General features: G+C 59.4%; 21 protein-coding genes. 11 read left to right on the forward strand and 10 right to left on the reverse strand.

The window, feature by feature from the left end:
* Positions 1 to 11 precede the first annotated feature (11 nt).
* Complete coding sequence (gene glyQ, locus Q6L55_01935) at positions 12 to 911, reverse strand: glycine--tRNA ligase subunit alpha (GenBank protein MEN9257480.1); 900 nt, start codon at positions 909 to 911, stop codon at positions 12 to 14.
* A gap of 58 nt (positions 912 to 969) precedes the next feature.
* Here glyQ and Q6L55_01940 point away from each other — a divergent pair, with 58 nt between their 5' ends.
* Complete coding sequence (locus Q6L55_01940; GenBank protein MEN9257481.1) at positions 970 to 2,292, forward strand: four-carbon acid sugar kinase family protein; 1,323 nt, start codon at positions 970 to 972, stop codon at positions 2,290 to 2,292.
* On the opposite strand, the gene Q6L55_01945 is transcribed toward Q6L55_01940, so the two are convergent.
* On the reverse strand, positions 2,272 to 2,616 hold the full coding sequence (locus Q6L55_01945) for a YbaB/EbfC family nucleoid-associated protein (GenBank protein ID MEN9257482.1): 345 nt from the start codon (positions 2,614 to 2,616) through the stop codon (positions 2,272 to 2,274). The genes Q6L55_01940 and Q6L55_01945 overlap by 21 nt on opposite strands.
* Before the next feature lie 80 nt (positions 2,617 to 2,696).
* Here Q6L55_01945 and secA point away from each other — a divergent pair, with 80 nt between their 5' ends.
* From secA to Q6L55_01965, 4 genes are all read left to right on the forward strand, one after another.
* Positions 2,697 to 5,477, forward strand: coding sequence for a preprotein translocase subunit SecA (gene secA, locus Q6L55_01950; protein ID MEN9257483.1), 2,781 nt, complete (start codon positions 2,697 to 2,699; stop codon positions 5,475 to 5,477).
* A 95-nt stretch (positions 5,478 to 5,572) separates the two neighbouring features.
* Positions 5,573 to 5,962, forward strand: coding sequence for an FkbM family methyltransferase (locus tag Q6L55_01955; GenBank protein MEN9257484.1), 390 nt, complete (start codon positions 5,573 to 5,575; stop codon positions 5,960 to 5,962).
* 429 nt (positions 5,963 to 6,391) lie between these two features.
* Positions 6,392 to 7,489 (forward strand): tRNA preQ1(34) S-adenosylmethionine ribosyltransferase-isomerase QueA, encoded by a 1,098-nt coding sequence (gene queA, locus Q6L55_01960; protein MEN9257485.1) that lies wholly within the window; start codon positions 6,392 to 6,394, stop codon positions 7,487 to 7,489.
* 88 nt (positions 7,490 to 7,577) lie between these two features.
* Entirely contained in the window at positions 7,578 to 8,681 is a 1,104-nt protein-coding gene (locus Q6L55_01965; protein ID MEN9257486.1) for an LptF/LptG family permease, read from the forward strand.
* Here the strand turns inward: Q6L55_01965 and Q6L55_01970 are convergent.
* The 5 genes from Q6L55_01970 to Q6L55_01990 all read right to left on the reverse strand — a co-directional run bounded on the left by Q6L55_01970 (position 8,678) and on the right by Q6L55_01990 (position 11,059).
* Positions 8,678 to 8,995, reverse strand: a complete 318-nt coding sequence (locus tag Q6L55_01970; GenBank protein MEN9257487.1) for a DUF2488 family protein — start codon at positions 8,993 to 8,995, stop codon at positions 8,678 to 8,680. The genes Q6L55_01965 and Q6L55_01970 overlap by 4 nt on opposite strands.
* Before the next feature lie 42 nt (positions 8,996 to 9,037).
* Complete coding sequence (locus Q6L55_01975; GenBank protein MEN9257488.1) at positions 9,038 to 9,205, reverse strand: hypothetical protein; 168 nt, start codon at positions 9,203 to 9,205, stop codon at positions 9,038 to 9,040.
* Positions 9,202 to 9,405, reverse strand: a complete 204-nt coding sequence (locus Q6L55_01980; GenBank protein ID MEN9257489.1) for a hypothetical protein — start codon at positions 9,403 to 9,405, stop codon at positions 9,202 to 9,204. Before Q6L55_01980 ends, Q6L55_01975 begins: the two co-directional genes overlap by 4 nt.
* Positions 9,406 to 9,491: 86 nt before the next feature.
* Positions 9,492 to 10,541 carry an LOG family protein gene (locus Q6L55_01985; protein ID MEN9257490.1) on the reverse strand — a complete coding sequence of 350 codons (1,050 nt, stop codon included), beginning with the start codon at positions 10,539 to 10,541 and terminating at the stop codon, positions 9,492 to 9,494.
* Positions 10,538 to 11,059, reverse strand: a complete 522-nt coding sequence (locus tag Q6L55_01990; GenBank protein MEN9257491.1) for a DUF4330 domain-containing protein — start codon at positions 11,057 to 11,059, stop codon at positions 10,538 to 10,540. The genes Q6L55_01985 and Q6L55_01990 overlap by 4 nt, the downstream gene beginning before the upstream one ends.
* A gap of 105 nt (positions 11,060 to 11,164) precedes the next feature.
* On the opposite strand from Q6L55_01990, the gene Q6L55_01995 reads away from it, so the two are divergent.
* On the forward strand, positions 11,165 to 12,262 hold the full coding sequence (locus Q6L55_01995; protein MEN9257492.1) for a Gfo/Idh/MocA family oxidoreductase: 1,098 nt from the start codon (positions 11,165 to 11,167) through the stop codon (positions 12,260 to 12,262).
* Here Q6L55_01995 and Q6L55_02000 read toward each other — a convergent pair.
* Entirely contained in the window at positions 12,259 to 12,954 is a 696-nt protein-coding gene (locus Q6L55_02000; protein ID MEN9257493.1) for a cytochrome c biogenesis protein CcdA, read from the reverse strand. The two genes, Q6L55_01995 and Q6L55_02000, sit on opposite strands and share 4 nt — an antisense overlap.
* Positions 12,955 to 13,042: 88 nt before the next feature.
* On the opposite strand from Q6L55_02000, the gene carA reads away from it, so the two are divergent.
* The 3 genes from carA to Q6L55_02015 are packed head-to-tail and all read left to right on the forward strand — an operon-like array spanning position 13,043 to position 15,245.
* Entirely contained in the window at positions 13,043 to 14,212 is a 1,170-nt protein-coding gene (gene carA, locus Q6L55_02005) for a glutamine-hydrolyzing carbamoyl-phosphate synthase small subunit (GenBank protein MEN9257494.1), read from the forward strand.
* 27 nt (positions 14,213 to 14,239) lie between these two features.
* Positions 14,240 to 14,740 carry an NYN domain-containing protein gene (locus Q6L55_02010; GenBank protein MEN9257495.1) on the forward strand — a complete coding sequence of 167 codons (501 nt, stop codon included), beginning with the start codon at positions 14,240 to 14,242 and terminating at the stop codon, positions 14,738 to 14,740.
* A 37-nt stretch (positions 14,741 to 14,777) separates the two neighbouring features.
* On the forward strand, positions 14,778 to 15,245 hold the full coding sequence (locus Q6L55_02015) for a DUF4079 domain-containing protein (GenBank protein ID MEN9257496.1): 468 nt from the start codon (positions 14,778 to 14,780) through the stop codon (positions 15,243 to 15,245).
* Here the strand turns inward: Q6L55_02015 and Q6L55_02020 are convergent.
* Entirely contained in the window at positions 15,242 to 15,523 is a 282-nt protein-coding gene (locus Q6L55_02020) for a DUF4090 family protein (protein MEN9257497.1), read from the reverse strand. The two genes, Q6L55_02015 and Q6L55_02020, sit on opposite strands and share 4 nt — an antisense overlap.
* A gap of 75 nt (positions 15,524 to 15,598) precedes the next feature.
* Positions 15,599 to 16,279, reverse strand: coding sequence for a lipid-binding SYLF domain-containing protein (locus tag Q6L55_02025; protein MEN9257498.1), 681 nt, complete (start codon positions 16,277 to 16,279; stop codon positions 15,599 to 15,601).
* Between the two features lie 119 nt (positions 16,280 to 16,398).
* Here Q6L55_02025 and mrdA point away from each other — a divergent pair, with 119 nt between their 5' ends.
* Positions 16,399 to 18,183 (forward strand): penicillin-binding protein 2, encoded by a 1,785-nt coding sequence (mrdA, locus tag Q6L55_02030; GenBank protein MEN9257499.1) that lies wholly within the window; start codon positions 16,399 to 16,401, stop codon positions 18,181 to 18,183.
* Complete coding sequence (locus tag Q6L55_02035) at positions 18,183 to 19,769, forward strand: DUF3685 domain-containing protein (protein ID MEN9257500.1); 1,587 nt, start codon at positions 18,183 to 18,185, stop codon at positions 19,767 to 19,769. The genes mrdA and Q6L55_02035 overlap by 1 nt, the downstream gene beginning before the upstream one ends.
* Positions 19,770 to 19,772 lie beyond the last annotated feature (3 nt).

The raw sequence follows: 19,772 nt of genomic DNA on the forward strand, positions 1-19,772 counted from the left end.
GCTCCCACCTCCTAAACCGGTTGCTTCGCTTTCATTATGCCGGTTGGCCGCAGCAAGGGAAACCCCAATTGTTCCCGCTGCTGGATGTACAGTTGGGCCACCTGGCGAGCTAACTGGCGAATGCGGGCGATGTAACGGGTGCGCTCGGTCACGGCAATCACCCCCCGCGCCTCCAGCAGGTTGAAGGTGTGGGAGCATTTGAGCACGTAATCCAAAGTGGGGGCCACCAACTGCTGGGCTAACAGGTGCTGGGCCTCTTTTTCATACAGCGTGAAAAGTTGGAAGAGAATTGGGGGGTCGGCAGCCTGAAAATTGTAGGTACATTGCTCCACTTCGCTGTGCCGGTAAAGGTCTCCGTAGGTCACCTGGGCGTTCCAGCGGATGTCCCAAATGGTGTCCACATTTTGCAAATACATGGCCAGGCGCTCCAGCCCATAGGTGATTTCCACGGACACGGGTTGACAGTCAATGCTGCCGCACTGCTGGAAGTAGGTAAATTGGGTGATTTCCATGCCGTCGAGCCAGACCTCCCAGCCTACGCCCCAGGCGCCCAACGTCGGTGACTCCCAGTTGTCCTCCACAAACCGAATGTCGTGTTCCGCCGGAGCAATCCCCAGCCGTTGCAACGACGCCAGGTAAATGTCTTGGATGTCCGGGGGGGAGGGTTTGATCAGCACCTGGTATTGGAAGTAGTGCTGCAGGCGGTTGGGGTTTTCCCCGTAGCGCCCATCCCCCGGTCGTCGGCAGGGTTCGGCATAGGCCACGGCCCAGGGTTCCGGCCCCAAGGCCCGCAAAAACGTGTGGGGACTCATGGTGGCAGCGCCTTTTTCCAGGTCGTAGGGTTGGCCGATTACACACCCCTGCGCCCCCCAAAAGTCATGTAGGGCAGCAATCAGGTCTTGGAAATACACAGGCAGTCCCTTGCGCGTCTTGTGTCTATACTGAAGGGTTGTGGGTTTTCCTGGCAAGATGCCCCGCCCCAAATTAGTAGTTCTGGACGACGACCCCACCGGCTCCCAAACGGTGCACAGTTGTTTGTTGCTGCTGCGTTGGGACCCCGCAACCCTACAAACCGCCTGGGCCGATGCGTCTCCGTTGTTTTTCATCTTGGGTAATACCCGTGCCTGTACCCCCGACAAGGCCGCCCAAATCACCCGGGAAATTTGTTGCCACCTGCGCCAAGTGGTAGGGGAGCGTCTCCTGGACCAGGCCATGATCATCAGCCGCTCGGATTCCACCCTGCGGGGCCACTATCCCCTGGAGGTGGAGGTCTTGAACGAGGAGCTGGGGCCGTTTGACGGACACCTGCTGATTCCCGCTTTTATTGAAGGGGGTCGGATCACCCGCAATAGCACCCACTACCTGCTCGTCAACGGCCAGCCGGTGCCAGTCGACCAGACTGAATTTGCCCGGGATACCGTCTTTGGCTACCCCTCGGCCTACCTGCCGGCCTACGTGGAGTACAAAACGGGGGGGCGTATCCGCCAAGAGCAGGTGCTACGCCTGACGCTCGAACACATCCGGTCGGGGCGCACAGAGGACCTGCTGCTGGGGTTGCAGAACAATGCTTGTGCCGTGGTGGATGCCGAGACGGAGGAGGATTTGCAGCGGGTGGCCCAGGCCCTGTACCGGCTGCAGCAGCAAGGGAAACGTTTACTGTTGCGTTCGGCAGCAGGGATTGTCCGTGCCCTGGCCCAATTGCCCCCCCAACCGGTCGCGCCGGCAGCCATGTCAACCTACGTGCAAGGACAACGGCCGGGTGTGGTGGTGGTGGGTTCCCATGTGCAGTTATCCACCCAGCAGGTTGAGCATCTGTTGCGCCAGCCAGGGGTGCAGGGCATCGAACTGGCCATTACGGGTTTGTTACAGGGACAGACGCCGGCGGAGGTGGTGGCCCAGGTATTGCCCCAGATTACGCAAGCCTTACACCAGGGGTTGACCCCCGTCATCTACACCCCGCGCCAGGAGTTAACCTTTCCCGACCAGGAGACCCGCTTACACTTTGGCGCCCAGGTAGCCCAGACCACGGCCCTGCTGGTGCAACAACTCCCCCCCGACATCGGTTTTTTGGTGAGCAAGGGGGGCATTACCTCCAATACCATCCTCAGCGATGGGTTGCAGTTGACAGCGGTGCGCCTGCTGGGGCAAATTGCGCCGGGGATCAATGTCATTCGCACGCCCGCCGACCATCCCCGTTTTCCCCAGCTGCCGGTGGTCATTGTCCCCGGTAACGTAGGCGGCCCCGAGGTGCTGACGACCATCGTGCAGCGGTTAGACCCCCGGCAGGCCTAGGTTGCCCGTGAGTTCGTCCATCTTGCGCTTCATGGTGGTAGTGGATTCGTCGTAGGCAGCCCGCAATGCCGCATACACCAACTGGGACAGTTCTTCGGCGCTTTTTTGCAGCGCATCGGGGGCAATTTCTACGCGGCGGGGTTCTTGGTTGCCGCTAAGCACCACCTTCACCAGGCCCTCGGCCGCTTCCCCCACAATTTCCATGGCATCCAGTTCCTGCTGCATCTGGATGGCCCCCTCTTGCACCTGCTGCGCTTTTTTGAGGGCCTCGGCAAACTCCTTCATCTTGCCCAGCCCAAAGCCAAAGCCTTTGCCCTGCGTCATACCGTCTCTCCCAGTGTCTTTCCCTGTCCCAGCCTACCACGATGCTACGATAAATAGTACTGAGCCAATGATGTTCACCCATGCTGAAACTGCTGCTTGGCGACCCCAATCAACGGCGCTTGAACCAATACAAGCCCCTGGTGACGGAAATCAACCTGCTGGAGCCGGAGATGGAAAAACTCTCCGACGAGCAACTGCGGGGGAAAACGGCGGAATTTCGCCAGCGCCTGGAACGGGGAGAGTCCCTGGATGACCTGTTGCCGGAGGCCTTTGCCGTGGTACGGGAGGCGGGCAAACGGGTACTGGGGATGCGCCATTTTGATGTGCAGCTTTTGGGGGGCATCGTGCTCCACGAGGGACAAATCGCCGAGATGAAAACCGGTGAAGGGAAAACCCTAGTGGCGACCCTGCCGGCCTATCTCAACGCCTTGACGGGTAAAGGGGTGCACATTGTTACGGTCAATGACTACCTGGCCCGGCGGGACGCGGAATGGATGGGTCAATTGCACCGGTTTTTGGGCTTGAGCGTGGGGTTGATCCAGCAGGGGATGGATGCCACGGAGCGCCGTAAAAATTATGCCTGCGACATCACCTACGCCACCAACAGCGAAATTGGGTTTGACTATCTGCGGGACAACATGGCCACCAGCTTGGAAGAGGTGGTGCAGCGGCCGTTTTACTACTGCATCATTGACGAGGTGGACTCGATTTTGATTGACGAGGCCCGCACACCCTTGATCATTTCCGGGCAGGTGGCCGACCCGGAAGAACGGGAGAAAAAATACATCAAGGCGGCCTGGGTGGCGGCGCAACTCAAACGGGATGAACACTACGAGGTGGACGAAAAAAATCGGAATATCCTGCTGACGGATGAGGGATTTTTGGAGGCGGAAAGATTGCTGGGGGTTAACGACCTGTACGACCCGGAAAACCCCTGGGCGCACTATGTGTTTAACGCCATCAAGGCCAAGGAATTGTTTATCAGGGATGTGAACTACATCGTCCGCAATGATGAGGTGGTGATTGTAGACGAATTCACCGGGCGGGTGTTGCCGGGGCGGCGTTGGAGCGATGGGTTGCACCAGGCGATTGAAGCCAAAGAAGGGGTCCCGATTGAGCCGGAAACCCAGACCCTGGCCAGCATTACCTATCAGAATTTGTTTTTGCTGTATCCCAAACTGGCGGGGATGACGGGGACGGCCAAAACCGAGGAGGCGGAATTCAGCAAGATTTACAAGCTAGAGGTGATGGTGATTCCCACCAACCGCCCTAATATCCGCAAGGATTTGCCGGATGTGGTGTACAAGACGGAGAGGGCCAAGTGGTTGGCGGTGGCGGAGGAGTGCGTCCAACAGTACGCTATCGGGCGACCGGTGTTGGTGGGGACTACCAGTGTGGAGAAGTCGGAGCTGTTGTCGGCCCTGTTGCACGAGCGGGGGATTCCCCACAATTTGCTCAACGCTAAGCCGGAGAATGTGGAGCGGGAGGCGGAAATCATTGCCCAGGCGGGGCGCAAAGGGGCGGTGACCATTGCCACCAACATGGCCGGACGGGGGACGGACATCATCCTGGGGGGGAATGCGGAGTACATGGCCCGCTTGAAGATGCGGGAGTACTTCATGCCCCGGTTAGTGCGCCCAGAGGAGGACGATGGATTCCGTGTACTGGCATCGGTTATGGGGGCACGGAGCAGCGGGGGTGTGGGTTTTGGTACGGGCAAGAAGGTGAAGACCTGGAAGGCATCCCCCAATATCTACCCGGCGGAACTGTCCCCAGAAACAGAACGGGCGCTGCGGGCGGCGGTGGATTTTGCTGTGCAGGTGTATGGGGAACAAAGTCTGCCGGAGCTGGAGGCGGAGGAAAAAATCGCCATTGCTTCGGAAAAGGGGCCGACGGATGACCCGGTGATCGCCCGCCTGCGGGAGGTGTACAACCGGATTCGCCAAGAGTACGAGGTCTATACCCAGGCGGAGCATGATGAGGTGGTGAAACTGGGGGGCCTGTATGTCATCGGCACGGAGCGGCACGAGTCCCGGCGGATTGACAACCAGTTGCGGGGGCGGGCGGGCCGGCAAGGGGACCCGGGGATGACCCGCTTTTTCCTAAGTCTGGAGGACAACCTGCTGCGGATTTTCGGCGGGGAACGGGTGGCGGCGTTGATGAATGCGTTTCGGGTGGAGGACGACATGCCCATTGAGTCGCCGTTTCTCACCCGGGCTTTGGAAAACGCTCAAAAGAAGGTGGAGACCTATTACTACGACATCCGCAAGCAGGTGTTTGAATACGATGAGGTGCTCAACAACCAGCGGCGGGCTATCTATGCGGAACGGCGACGGATTTTAGAGGGGCGCGACCTGAAGGAGTTGGTGATCCAGTACGCGGAAAAAACGATTGATGACATCATCGCGGCCTACATCAACCCGGATTTGCCCCCCGACGAATGGAACCTGGCGGGTCTGGTGGACAAGGTCAAGCAATTTGTCTATCTGTTGAGCGACCTGGAGCCAAAGGATTTGGAGAATTTGACGTTGCCGGAAATCCAGGCGTTTTTACACGAGCAGGTGCGCGTTGCCTACGACCTGAAGGAGGCGCAAATCGAGCAAATTCGCCCGGGGTTGATGCGGGAGGCGGAGCGCTTTTTCATCCTGCAGCAGTTGGACAACCTGTGGCGGGAGCACCTGCAACAGATGGATGCGCTGCGGGAGTCGGTGGGGCTGCGGGGTTACGGCCAACAAGACCCCTTGATCGAGTACAAGATTGAGGGGTACGAACTCTTCCAGGACATGATGACCAATATCCGCCGCAATGTGGTCTATGCCCTGTTCCAGTTCCAACCCCAGGTGCAACCGGTGGCGGGATGAGGTAAACTTGCCGATAACTGATCTCAGCGGTTTTGGCTTGACATGGGCAACCGGATTGAGATAAGTTCAGTGACCAGCAAGAGGGAGTTGACTTAATGGGTAATTTAGGCCGGGTCTTTAGTTCTCTGGGTCATGTTTTAAGAGGTGTAAAAGTCCAGGGAGATCAGGGTGAATGGGATGTTAGTGCCCTGCCTTTGATCATGGACATTGGTATGCATGAAGGTAAAGACACGCTTTTTTATCTCCGCAAGGGGTTTAGAGTGGTTGCAGTGGAGGCCAATCCTCAGTTTGTCAAGAATGTTCAATCCAAACTTACGGACTACATTGCTAAGGGTCAGCTGATCATAGAGAACTTAGCAATAGGAGACCGTGAGGGCGAAGTGACTTTTTATGTGAATTTGGACAACGATCAGTGGAGTAGCTTGAAGCGAGAATGGGGAACCAGACAAGGAACGCGTTATCAAGCGGCCCCAGTATCTGTTTGAGAAATACGGAATGCCCTATTACCTGAAGGTGGATATTGAAGGCAGTGATATTGAGGTCGTTCGGGCATTACATGATTTCTCGGAGCGGCCTCGCTATATTTCGATAGAAGAGAATCAGGCATACTACTTTGCTGAGCTGTGGGCAGTTGGATGTCGGTCCTTTAAGCTGGTGAATCAGAGCCATCTTTACAAGGTGAAGTGTCCAACCCCCCCCTGGAGGGTCTGTATGTAGATGCTACGTTTGATAGTGCTAGTTCTGGACCTTTTGGGGAGGAGGCGCCGGGTGAATGGATGAGTTTTGAGGTCGCTTTAGAGACATACTTCACCACTGTGCGCTCCCCCACTAAAGGTTATCTTGCAGGGAACTCCTGGTTTGACATCCACGGGCGTTTCGAGTAACTTGAGACGGTATTGTCGTCGACGGTGAGGATGCCCTATCCTGCTTGTCCCCCCAGCGACGGCGACTGGGAACTGGCCAGCTACGACTATCCCCTGCCCAAGGAATTAATCGCCCAGTCCGCCAGGGTGCCCAGGGACCACGCCCGGTTGCTGGTGGTCTATCGGGATAGCCATCGCCACTGCCAGGTCTATGACTTGCCGGAGTTGTTGCGGCCAGGTGACCTGCTGGTGCTCAACAACACCAAGGTCATTCCGGCGCGACTGATGGGCCGACGACCCGGTGGGGGCCTGACGGAGTTTTTGTTGCTCGAGCCGGGGGAGGGGGAGACCTGGCGGGTGCTGGTGCGTCCCGGACGACGGGTGCGCCTGGGAATGCAGGTGACCTTTCCGGCTCAAGGGGAACCTCAACTGATTGGCGTAGTGCAGGCCCGGGACCCGGAAACCGGCGGACGCTGGGTGACGTTTCAGACGCCCAATGGTGCATTGCTCCAGACAACCCAGCTATTCCCTCTCCTAGAGACCCTGGGCGAAGTCCCCTTGCCCCCCTATATCGAGCAGTTTCAGGGGGACCCGTCCCAGTACCAGACCGTCTATGCCCAGGTGCCCGGTTCGGTGGCCGCCCCAACCGCAGGGTTACATTTCACCCCCGAGCTATTGGAGCGACTCCAGGCGCGGGGCATTGCCCAGGGGATGATTACGTTGCATGTGGGGGTGGGCACCTTTCGCCCGGTCAGCACGTCCGATATCCGGCAGCACCAATTGCATAGCGAGTGGATCGAAGTGCCGGCAGCGACGGTGGCCAAAATTCAACAGACCCAGCAGCAGGGGGGGCGGGTGATAGCCGTGGGAACCACCGTGACGCGGGCTTTGGAGGCGGCAGCCCAGGGAGGCACCCTACAACCTACTACCGGCAAGGCCAGTCTTTATATTTATCCCGGTTACCAGTGGCGCGTCATTGACGGGTTAATGACCAACTTTCACCTACCCCAGTCCAGTTTACTGATGCTGGTGAGCGCCCTGATTGGCCGGCAACGGCTGCTGCAGCTTTACCAGGAGGCCATCCGGGAGCGTTATCGCTTCTATTCCCTAGGGGATGCCATGCTGATCCTCCCCGATATGGCACACTGAAGGAAGCGCTCCTCGGGCAAAGGCGATGCCAACCGTCCTTTCTCCCCTTACCCAGGTCCACAAATTCCTTAGCACCTGGCATGAGAGGGTGCCACTGCTGGACCGTTACCTCTTGCGCCTGTTCATTGGGCCGTTTCTGTTTGGTTTGGGGGCCTTCAGCTCCATTGGCCTGTCGGTGGGGGTGCTGTTTGAAACGGTGCGGCGGGTGGTGGAGTCCGGATTACCCTTGACCATCGCCTTCCAGGTTCTGGCGTTAAAAGCCCCCTATTTCATTGGACTGGCCTTTCCCATGGCGACCTTGCTGGCGACCCTGTTGACCTACAGCCGCCTGAGTGCCAACAGCGAATTGATTGCCCTGCGGGCCTGCGGGGTGCCGGCGCGGCGCTGGGTGGTCCCTGCCCTCATCTTCAGCTTACTCACTACCGGCCTAACGTTTGTGTTTAATGAAGCAGTGGTCCCGGTCACCAACTATCAAGCGACCCTGCTGGTGCGGCAAGCCCTGGACAAGGACCGTCCCCGCATCGACCGCCGTCACATCATCTATCAAGAATTTGACCAGGCCACCGGCAAGGAATTACAGCGGTTATTCTATGCCAGCCGGTTTGACGGGCGCTACATGCGGGGGCTAACAGTATTGGACTTTTCCCAGGAGGGCCTGCAGCAAATCCTGACGGCGGAAACCGGTTTTTGGAACGCCGAACGCCAAGCTTGGGAGTTTCACAACGGCACCATTTACCTGGTGGCCTACGACGCCAGTTACCGCAACATCATCCAGTTCAAAAAGCAAGAAATTACCCTTCCCAAGGCTCCCCTGGAGCTGGCCACCCAGCGGCGTAGCCCAGAGGAAATGAGCTTTTGGGAGGCGCGACGGTACTTGAAAATCCTGGAGAGTAGTGGTAATTTGGCCCAGATTCGCGAGTGGCAGGTGCGGATTCAACAAAAAATTGCCATCCCCTTTATTTGTCTGGTCATGGGCCTGGTGGGCACTGCCCTGGGGAGCTTGCCGCGCCGCAATTCCGGTGGCTGGGCCTTCAGCCTGAGCGTGGTGATTATTTTTATCTACTACTTGCTGATGTTTGTGGGGGATGTCATGAGCCAATCCGGATTGATTGCCCCTGTGGTGGGCGCTTGGTTCCCCAATGTCCTGGGGTTGGCCATGGGCGCCTATCTCCTGCGCAAGGCGGACCGCTAGGCGACACTGGCGAGGGGGTCGGGAATGGTGGCCGATGGCGCCTCAAAACTGCCGGTGAGCACGAACTCCAGCCGCAATTTCAAAAACGTGGCAAAGTCGCGATTGGTGGTGACAATGGCCGCTGCCGGTTGGGGACATTTGGCCTTGACTTCGGCGAACTCCGGGGTTTCCAAAAAGGCCGGACGCCGCACCAAGAAAAAATCAATTTCTTTACCCTCCCGCTGGTAGTATTTCGTGCGCTCCCGGAGTACTTCTTCCAAAGGCTCAATTTCGGTAAGGAATTTCTCGCTGGCCAGAACGTAGTAGTACTGCATGGATGTCCGTCGAATCCTCCTTAGGGCAGTTATTCTAGCATCTCAGGTCTGCTGTTCCGCTCGGGCTTGGCGATAGGCTTTCCAGGGGGCCTGGCCATTGATGGCCAAAATCCCCACCCCCACATCCGGCCAGGGGGAAGGGTAGGCAACGATGATGACCAGATTGGTCAGGGCGTCATTGCGAACCGAAAAAACAGCTGCCAGCGTCAAGCTGCCTCCCGGTGCCGAAAACGCAACAACGACAGGGGCCTAGGCTGGGGCGGCCAAGGTCGGTATAACTTCTGCACCAAGGAGGCCAACGTTGCCAACGCTGGAAACGGCAACAGTCCCGCCAGCCCCAGGGCCAGCCAACTTTGGTAGGGCCATCGCCAACCCAACGCCCCAAACACCAGCAGACTCAACCGAACCAATGGCCCAGGCCACACCTGCCTCCACCAGAAAGTAGGTGCCGTTGAGCAGAGCCACCAGCAGCACCGTCCTCCGCAACGCCTGCGCATCAGCGCCATTCGGGGTGGGCAGTGGGTTCTCCTCCCAATTCGTTCAGCCGCCGGATGAGCTGATACAACCGCCCGTAGTCCCGCTGGTTAAACCGAAACACCAGGCGCGGCAAATGGTCCGTCTCATCGCCAATTTCTTCCGGGAACGCCCCCCGCTGGTACATCACCCCCTCCGTAACGATGTCGGCAAATTCCTCGTTCAACTGGGCCACCACCAGCTCCGGCAAAGGATGGTGTAACCGCAGGACCAACTCATCCCGCACGTACCGGCTGGAGTGATAGACCCGGTAAAACCGGCGGATCGTTTCACAGGCCACCGCCACCGAATCCGTAATCGTATACAGCTCCACATCGTCCGGGCTGATCAGGTGATGGCGCCAGAAATACTCCCGCACAAACCCATCCCAAGCTTTCCAGTAGGTGCCCTCCGGGTGCTCCAGCAGCACGATGGGAATCGGGGGGCAGCGACCGTTCTGGCACAGCGTCAGCGCTTCAAACACCTCATCTTGGGTGCCAAATCCCCCTGGAAAGGCACACACTCCGTCCGTCTCCCGCAGGAAAAACAACTTGCGGGTGAAAAAGTACTTGAAATGGATCAAGCGGGGGCTATCGCTGACAAATTCATTGCTGTTCTGTTCAAAGGGCAACTGGATGTTCAACCCAAAGGAATGCTCCGTGCCGGCCCCCTCGTTGCCCGCCTGCATGATGCCCCCCCCAGCCCCCGTCATCACCATAAATCCCTGGTCGCACATACACCGGGCAAACTGCACCGCTAGTTGGTAATCCGGTGTGTCGCGGCTAAGGCGGGCCGAGCCAAAAATGGCAATTTTGCGCACGTGGCGGTAGGGTTGAAACACCCGAAACCCCTGCTCCATATCCTGAATGGCGCCGGCAATGATTTTCCAATCCAAGCGGTCCAGGGGCATTTGGGACAGGCGCAACAAAGACTCCACCGCCCGCCGCATCCATTTACCGTGTTTGGCCGTGTCTAATTGGGCCAGCCAGGCCAGGACATCCGGGGGCAGGGAGTCTGGTAATGCGTCTGTCATCCTGACCCCACCCGCACATCCATCACCGACCCCCGCAGGTTGTATTGCGGCCCCTCCAGTTCCACCGGCACCCCCACCTTGAGTTTGGTATTCCCCAGCACAACGCCCCCATCCACCATCTGGGCACTGCCGGTCAGGGTGATGCGCAGGTCCCGGACAAACTGACTTTGGGGGCGTTGGTCCGGTACGAACTTCACCGAGCCGTCCGGTTGAGGCACCTCCACTTGGGGGGAGAAAAAGGTGACGGCCTTGAGGCTCACCTGGCCAGCGGGCTGGTTACGTACGATAAAACTGGCCCTATCCCCTGGTCGGATAAGGGCTTCCGGTCGGGCTACGCTCAATCCCCGCACCATCAGGTCAATTTCCACCGGTTGACTAGGGCCTACCTGGGCCACCGACCCCGTCCCCCCCGGCACCAGGAAAATGCCCACCAATACCAGGACCACCACCAGCACAGCCCCCAGGTCAATCACGCTCACCTTGCCGCCGATGCGTCCCTGTTGGTCTAACCAAGCCATGGTGTATCTCAACCCCCCTGAGTTCATTATCGGATGGAGTGGCCCGTTGTCCCACCGGATTTTTCATCTTAGCGATCTTGCCCCTGCCATGGCCGCTGCGCCGGTATGTTAGGATGGGGCTGGACATTGGCCGTCTTGGTGTTTGAGGAGTTATCGCCCGTGCCCCATGTCCCCAATGTTGACGTGAGCTGCACCCGTCCCATTCGGGTTGGGGTGATTGGGGTGGGCAACATGGGGCAACACCACGTGCGGGTCCTGAGTTTTCTCAAGAATGTGCAACTGGTGGGCATTGCCGACATCAATGTTGAACGGGGTTTACAACTGGCCGGTAGATATCAGGTGCGGTTTTTTGAGGACTATCGGGATTTATTGCCCCAGGTGGAGGCGGTGTGCGTGGCGGTGCCGACCCGTTTGCACTACGAGGTGGGCATGACCTGTATCCGCCAAGGCGTGCATGTACTGATGGAAAAACCCATTGCCGCCAGCATTGCCGAAGCCGAACGCCTGGTGAACGCGGCGGCCGAAGCCAACTGCATCCTCCAGGTGGGGCATATTGAGCGTTTCAACCCGGCGTTTTTAGAGCTGCAAAAACTCCTCCAGCAGGAGGAAATCCTGGCTTTGGAGGCCCACCGCCTGAGTCCCTATTCCCAGCGGGCTAACGATGTATCGGTGGTGTTGGACTTGATGATTCACGACATTGATCTGCTGCTAGAACTGACGGCGGCGCCGGTGGTGCAATTGACCGCTGCGGGTACCCATGCTGCCGGTTCGGGCTATTTGGACTATGTGACGGCCACCCTGACCTTTGACAATGGGGTGATTGCTTCCTTAACCGCCAGCAAAGTCACCCATCGCAAGGTACGCCGCCTGACCATTCACGGCAAAAATTCCCTCACCGAGGCGGACTTTTTGAACAACGAAATTCTCATTCACCGTCACTTGCCAGGGCACCACACGGGGCAAGTCCTCTACCGCCAAGATGAATGGGTGGAGCGGGTCTATACCAGCAACATCGAACCCCTACAGGCGGAATTGGAACATTTCGTCAATTGTGTCCGGGAAGGAAACCAACCCTCCGTGGGGGGAGAACAGGCCCTCAAAGCCCTGCGGTTAGCCACCCGCATTGAACAAATTGCCCTCCACAACCAGGTCTGGTCAACCCCCTGCAACGGTTTGGATCAGAAATCATTGGTAACGCCCTAAACCAACTGGATCAACAGGGTGTACACCCCAAAGCAAAGTAAAATCACACCGCTGATCAGGGGAAACCAACGGGAGATGGGTCGCAACCGCAGCCAGTACTGCACCGTGGCCGTAAAGGTCCCCGCCACCCACACCGGTAACGTGTACCCCAGGGTATAGGCCAGGAGTAACCCCACCCCCAGCCCGACCTTGCCTGTCCCGGCCACCCAAGCCAACAACGTCGCCAGCACCGGTGTACTACAGGGGGAGGCCCCCAGCCCAAACGTCAAGCCCAAACCGTAGGAACGCCAGTGCCCCGTGCCCCACTCCTGGGGGACCGCCCACCCCGGCAATGGCAACACCTCCAGCAACGCCAAGCCCATGACAATGGCAACACCCGCCACCAGTAAAGGCAAACCTTTCCCCCACTGGCCGTAGATCCGTCCCAGCAGCGCCGCCCCCAAACCCAGCCCTGTCAAGGTCGTCGCCAGCCCCAGCGTAAACCAGAGCGCCTGCCGCCAGTCCCCCCTACGGTCCCCCCCCAAACAGGCCACCGTCACCGGCAATAGGGACAACACGCAAGGGTTCAAACTGGTCACCAACCCCGCCCCCCACACCAAAGCCACACTCCAGGGCGTCAAATGCTGCAACTCCTGGGTTACCCACCGGTCGGCCCACTGTTCCCACCAGTACAGGGTGCTGGCGATGTCCATCCCGGCCGTCCCCCTCTCAGAATCTACACAAATTGTAACAGAATGAGCCGTGGTCGGCGAATGCTATGATGCACCACAGGGAAGGGACATGGCAGCCATGGGAATGCCCACACCACCGCCGGCTTTACTGGTGCTTGCCGATGGTACGGCGGTACGAGGGTACCGGTACGGGGCCAAGGGGACAGCAGTTGGGGAAGTAGTGTTCAACACCGGCATGACCGGTTATCAGGAGGTGATCACCGACCCCAGTTACTGCGGTCAGATCGTGCTGTTTACCTATCCCGAGTTGGGCAATACCGGCGTCAACCCCGAAGACGAGGAATCCAGCCGGGTGCAGGTGCAGGGGATCGTTGTGCGGCACGGGTGTACTCATCCCAGTAGTTGGCGGGCGACCGAGTCGTTACCGGCCTATTTGGAGCGCTGGCAGGTGGTGGGGATTACCGGTGTAGACACCCGCATGCTCACCCGGCGCATCCGGGAACAGGGGGCCATGAACGGCGCCATTTCCACCGAAATTCTGGACCCCCAGGAACTATTAGACCTGGTGGCCCAAGCGCCCCCCATGACCGGTCTGAACTTGGTGCCCCAGGTGACCACGCCCCAGGTGTACGAGTGGCAAACGCCCACTGCCCCCGCTTGGGAATTTGCCGCGCCGCCGACCCGCTCCGACCCGCTGGTGGTGGTGGCCCTTGATTTCGGCATCAAATACAACATCCTGCGGCGTTTGGCCAGCTATGGCTGCCGGGTGATCGTGGTGCCGGCGACGACTCCAGCGGCGGAGATTTTGCGCTACGACCCGGATGGGATTTTTCTGTCCAACGGTCCCGGCGACCCGGCGGCGGTTACCGAGGGCATTCAAACGGTGCGGGAGCTGCTTGCCAGCGGGCGGCCCCTATTTGGGATTTGCCTGGGGCATCAGATTTTGGGGTTGGCCTCCGGCGGTCAGACCTACAAGTTGAAATTCGGGCATCACGGGCTGAACCATCCGGCGGGGGCCGGTCAGCGGGTGGCCATTAGCAGCCAAAATCACGGCTTTGCCCTGGCGCCCGAATCCCTCCCCCCCCAGTGGCGCATCACCGATTGGAACCTCAACGACCGGACGGTGGCCGGGTTGCAGCATCAGGAGTTGCCCGTGTTTTCGGTGCAATATCACCCGGAAGCCAGCCCTGGCCCCCATGATGCTGACTACTACTTCGCCGAATTTGTCCGCCGCATGGAGCAGTACCGCCAGCAAAAACGCACCCGTTACAATAGTTAAGGATTTTTTATTTTTTCATCCCTGGTCATGGCGTCCCAGGCGACAACCCTGATGGTGGTGGACGGCTACAACGTGATTGGGGCCAGATGGAATTTACAGCGGGGGAACCTGGACGCCTACCGGCAGGAGTTGATCGAGCGCCTGTGCAACTACGGAGCGCAGCAGGGCTACGACATCCACATTATTTTTGATGCCCACCGGCGGCCGGAACCGGAGCGCTGGGACCGGGTGACCGACCGGGTGCAGGTGTGTTACACGGGGTATGGGTCCACCGCCGACGCCTACATTGAACGGTTTTGTGCCCAGCAGCGGGGACGGGACCGGCGCGTGATTGTGGTCACCTCGGACCGGCTGGCCTGGATGACGGCCGGGGGCTACGGCGCCGAGTGGATGTCGTCCCGGTCCCTGTGGCAGGCTATGCTACAACCGCAACCAACGCCATCTACCTGCCAACGGCCCGCGCGAGGATTGCCCAGGGCGGTGCAGCAACGCCTACGGCAATGGTTACAGAATCTACACAATCCATGAGCTAAGATGGCGAGTGTGTATCCGAGGGGGTGGAGCGATGATGGCTGTTCCTGACTGGCTCAAACCGGTGTTGCCCTTTTTCCATCCGGTGTTGATGTGGCTGTTGCTGGCTTTGAGTCTCTATGCCCTATACACGGGGATGCAGGTGATCCGCACCCGCACGGCCAAGGGGGAGGAAAAAAGCCGCCTGCTCAAGGGCAAGTTCCGGGAGGTGCACTTCCAGGTGGGGTCGCTACTGCTGGTGTTGATGGTCTGGGGTACCCTGGGGGGCATGGCGGTCACCTACATCAACAACCAGAAGTTGTTTCTCGGGCCGCACCTGCTGGTGGGGTTGAGCATGACGGGGTTGATTGCCTTTTCGGCCTCCTTGGCGCCGTTGATGCAGCAGGGCAAGGACTGGGCACGGGCGCTGCACATCACCATCAACGGCTTGGTGTTGGGGCTATTCGGCTGGCAGGCGGTCACTGGTATGCAGATCGTCCAGAAAATCCTCACCCAGGGCTAATCGCCGTAGTAAAACGCGATTTCTTTGGGCTTGAGGGGGTCAAAACCGGCAGCCAGCAACTTGGCATTGAGGACCTCTTGGGGTAGGTGCTTGGCGCCGACACGGACAATGCGGGACCGCATGGTATTGGTCACCCCACTGCGTTGCCGGTTGGCCTCCAAAGCCATGATCTCCCGGTAGAGAGCTAGTTGGGCCGGAGGAATCGGCGTGCCATCCAAATCTATCCCCTGGGCAATCGCCCGGTCCACCGCCTCGGCCCCTCGGGTTTCGGTGCTCATACCCATCTCCCAATAATTTTTTTCAGCATAGCGGGGCCGACCTATCTGTAGCCCGGCACTTGGGGCCGTTGACCCTTACTGCATCGCCCGTTGGATGGTCTGGTGCAGGCGCTCGACCACCGGTGGCATGGGCAGTGTCGGATCGTTGAACACCGTTTGGACGGTCAGGGGGGAGCGTCCGTAAAAGGCTTCCGTGCGGTCGCGGTTGTAGGAGATGCGCTGCCCGGCCAGGCTGACTCCGGCAAACAGACCGGCGCTGCGGGAGTAGGCATAAATATCCACATTGCCCGGAGCATCGGTAGGCATCACGGCGTTGCTGCCCACGGGTCCCGCCGCTACCCCCACATCGCCCCCCAAACGCACCGACTGGCGCAATAGGGTGCGCACGGCCCGCTGGTTCAGAAATACCAAAATAATATCGGATGACCTGGCCCCCGCTTGTAAGCCCACACTGCCGCCGGCAATGTTCACAAAAATGGGATTGCTCCAGCGCCCATTGTCGTTTTTGATGGTGATGATCCCGCCGCCCCCCATGCCGCCAAAAATAAAGCCCGCGCTGGTGACCCCCGGCAAAATGGCAATTCCCTGGGCCTGGCGCAGCACGCTGCGGGGAATCCGTTGGTTGGGATTAGCCATGAAGGAAGCAAACGTGTCGGCGGCATTTTGGATTTGTTCTTCGAGATCGCTGGCGTAAGCTGGTAGGGTCACCGTAACCACCACCGCCGGTAGTAAACCCATCAGCAGACCGTAACGCATCCCTTTCACCCCCAACCATCAACCCTGAGTCCTACCCGGCCAGACGATGAGGGGGGGGCAAAAGGTTCCCTTGGGTCCTGGCCTTTTGTGCTATGAAAAGAGGATAGATTGGGGGTGTGATGCAGATGGTGCTGTGGCAGTCGGCCACCCAAGTAAGAGTTTCCCCCTGGACAGAGGTGGGTGTGGGGCGGGGGTCCCGGGCCTTGCTGTTGATGACGGCCATCACCCTGGTGTTGTTCGGCGGGATTGGGGGGCGACTGGCCTATTTGCAATTGATCAAAGGAGAAGAATTCCGGCAGATGGCGGACAACAACCGCATTCGCCTCATTCCCAAACCCCCGGACCGGGGCCGCATTTTTGACCGCCAGGGGCGTTTGATCGCCGGTAGCCGCCTGTCCTATTCGGTGTTTCTGTGGCCCATTGCCCAGCGTCCCCAGGAGTGGCCCCGCACCCTATCCCTGCTAGCCCGGCTGCTGGATATGCCCGAGAAGGAGATGCACAAGCGGCTCCAGCAGGCTGGGTATTACTCCCCCTATTTGTTGCGGCTGGCGCGGGGGATCGGTCCGGCCCAAATCACCGCCTTGATGGAACATAGCGACCGCCTGCCGGGGGTGATCCTCAACGCGGAACCGATGCGCTACTACCCCCATGGGGAACTATTTGCCCATGTGCTGGGCTATACCGGGGAAATCAGCGAACAGGAACTTAGAAGACGTCCCGATTACCGCCTGGGGGATGTGATCGGCCAGATGGGGGTGGAGGCGGCTTTGGAGCACCGACTGCGGGGGGAATGGGGGGGTCAGCAGGTGGAGGTGGACGCTCGAGGGCAGGTGTTGCGCATTCTAGGGAAAAAACCTTCGGTGGCCGGCCAAGATGTGACCTTGACCCTGGACGTGGATTTGCAACGGGCGGCGGCGCGGGCCTTGGGGGCTAGACGGGGAGCGATTGTGGCCCTCGACCCTCGGGATGGGGCAGTGCGGGCCATGGTCAGCTATCCCGGTTTTGACCCCAATATCTTTTCGGGGCGGGTGACCCCCCAGCAGTGGCAGGAGTTGCAACGCCGCAGCTTCCCCTTTCTCAACCGAGCGCTCCAGGTCTATCCCCCCGCCAGTACGTTTAAGGTGGTCACGACAACGGCGGCTTTAGAGTCGGGGCGCTTTAGTCCCCACACAGTGTTGCCGACCTATCCCTTCATCACCGTGGGGGGCATCCAGTTTTGGGATTGGAACCGGGCGGGGTTTGGGCCGTTGGATTTTGTCGGGGCCATGGCCTGGAGCAGCGACACGTTTTTTTATCAGATCGCTCTGGGCACCAAAGCACAACCCATTATCGAATGGTCGCGCCGTTATGGATTCGGGGAAAAAACCGGGATTGAACTGGCGGCGGAGGAAGCCCCGGGACTGGTGCCCGATGAGGCCTGGAAACTCAAGACCCTTAAGGAACCCTGGTATATCGGCGATACGGTGAATATGTCCATCGGCCAGGGGTTTATGCAGGCATCGCCGTTGCAATTGGCGGTGATGTTTGCGGCGGTGGCTAATGGGGGGTATCGGGTGCGACCCCACCTGTACCGGGCGCCAGGGGAAAGTCCGGTCCGCACGCCCATCGGCCTAAGCCCCACGACCCTGGACATCCTGCGGCGGGGCCTGCGCCAGGTGGTGACCAACGGCACGGGTACGGTGTTGAATGTGAGTCATTTGCCCCCCATCGCCGGTAAAAGCGGTACAGCCGAGGACCCCCCCCGCCTGAGTCACACCTGGTTTGGGGCCTACGCGCCGGCGGATAAACCGGAAATCGTGGTGGTGGCTTTCGGGGAAAACTCTGGCGGCGGTGGTGGGAGCGTGGCCGGACCCATGGTGTTGCGGGTGTTGGAGGCCTATTTCGCCCAAAAACGGAGTCGCTGATGGGGAACCAACCGGTCGTCCTACTGGCCAGTCGCGAACCGATCCTGCGGTTGGGGTTGTCCTCCTGGCTGGAGCAGCAGGGGCTGGCCCAGGTGGAAACGACCGACCGCCCGGAGGAGTTGCAAAATCTCCTGAGCGAACGCCTACACGCCGGCCAACCCCTGGTGGATTTGTTGGTGTTGGATTTGGAGTGGCCAGATATTCCCCTGTGCCAGTCCTTGAAGCGCCGTTATCCCCATTTGCCGATTTTGGCCCTAGGCCCCCCCGCCAGCCGGGACCAACTGCTGCACTACCAGCAACTGGGGTTGGCCGCCTATGTGGAGCGGACCGCCTCGGCCTTGACCCTATGGCACTGGATGCAGGCCCTGTTGAGCGGGTATTCCCCCTGGCTGCAACCGGAACAGGTTGGCCCCACTTGGCGAGCCCGGATCTACCAGCAAGGGTTGCAACAAATCGAAGCCGCCCTGTGGCAGTGCTACCAGTGGCAACAGCGCCCCCGTCCCTGGTGGGAACGGCAAATTATTCACGGTCGGCGGCGGGAATTGCAGGCAGCGCGGTGGTTGCTCACCTGGATCTGGCGACCGGGGCCGGTTTTAGCGCCTCCTCCCCAAGTGGTGCACCCGCCCTTGGCCCTGCCACCGAGTGAACGGATGAACCAAGTGCGCCAGGCCTTTAATCAGACCCTCCGCAACGACAGCGGTTTGCTCCTGGAAACGGACCTGCTGCGTTTTGAGAAACAGCGGGAACTGTGGAATACGGTCCTCAATCGCTGGGAGGCCATCCTGGCGGAACTGATCGAGGCGCAGGTCAGCGAAGCCGATGTGGTTTCCCGCTCTCTTGACCTGGTGCGCCGGCTGTGGCAGGAATCCCTGACGGACTTTGTCGGGCGGTACTACACAATTGACGGGCAGGATGTGCTGGCCACCCTTTTAGCCCAGCAACCGACGGTGGAAGCTCTGATCCTGACCAAAATTCCCCTGGTGCCCGACCTGTTGAGCTATCACCTGTTTCAGACGCCCCTGCGGATTGACGGGGTGATCTACGCGGCCAACAGCCAGATTGCGGCTGACTATGCGGCGGCATTGCTGGAGAATTTGGTGATCCAGGTGGCCAATGCGGTGGTGCAACCCCTGATCAACTGTTTCCCCCACCACGAATCGGTTAAGCAGCGGTTTTACCGACGCACCCTCCTCTCCACCCGGGAAACCGAGCGGCTGCGCAACCAACTGTCCCAACGCTACCGCTGGCAAAAGTATTGGGAAGAACCCCGGGCCATCTTCGAAAGCCGGTATCAGCTCCTGCGCATCCAAAACCAGGCCATTGTCAACTATCCCATCTATGCCGGTCGCACGGCGGAACTGGCCCAATTGCGGGGCATTCCCTGGCTAGTCACCCTCTGGCTGGAATTCCAGGACGCCATCGCTCCGGTCCTGCGGGCCATTGCCAACTACCTGGGGCGCACCACTGCTTATTTGTTGACCCGGATCATCGGGCGGGGGTTGGGCCTCATTGGACGGGGCATCCTGCAGGGCATCGGCAGCACCTGGCAAAACAACCGCCCCCAGGAAAAAATAACCCCCTGGTGACCA

This window comes from Gloeomargarita sp. SRBZ-1_bins_9 (genome assembly GCA_039794565.1).
In the GTDB taxonomy this organism is placed as follows: domain Bacteria; phylum Cyanobacteriota; class Cyanobacteriia; order Gloeomargaritales; family Gloeomargaritaceae; genus Gloeomargarita.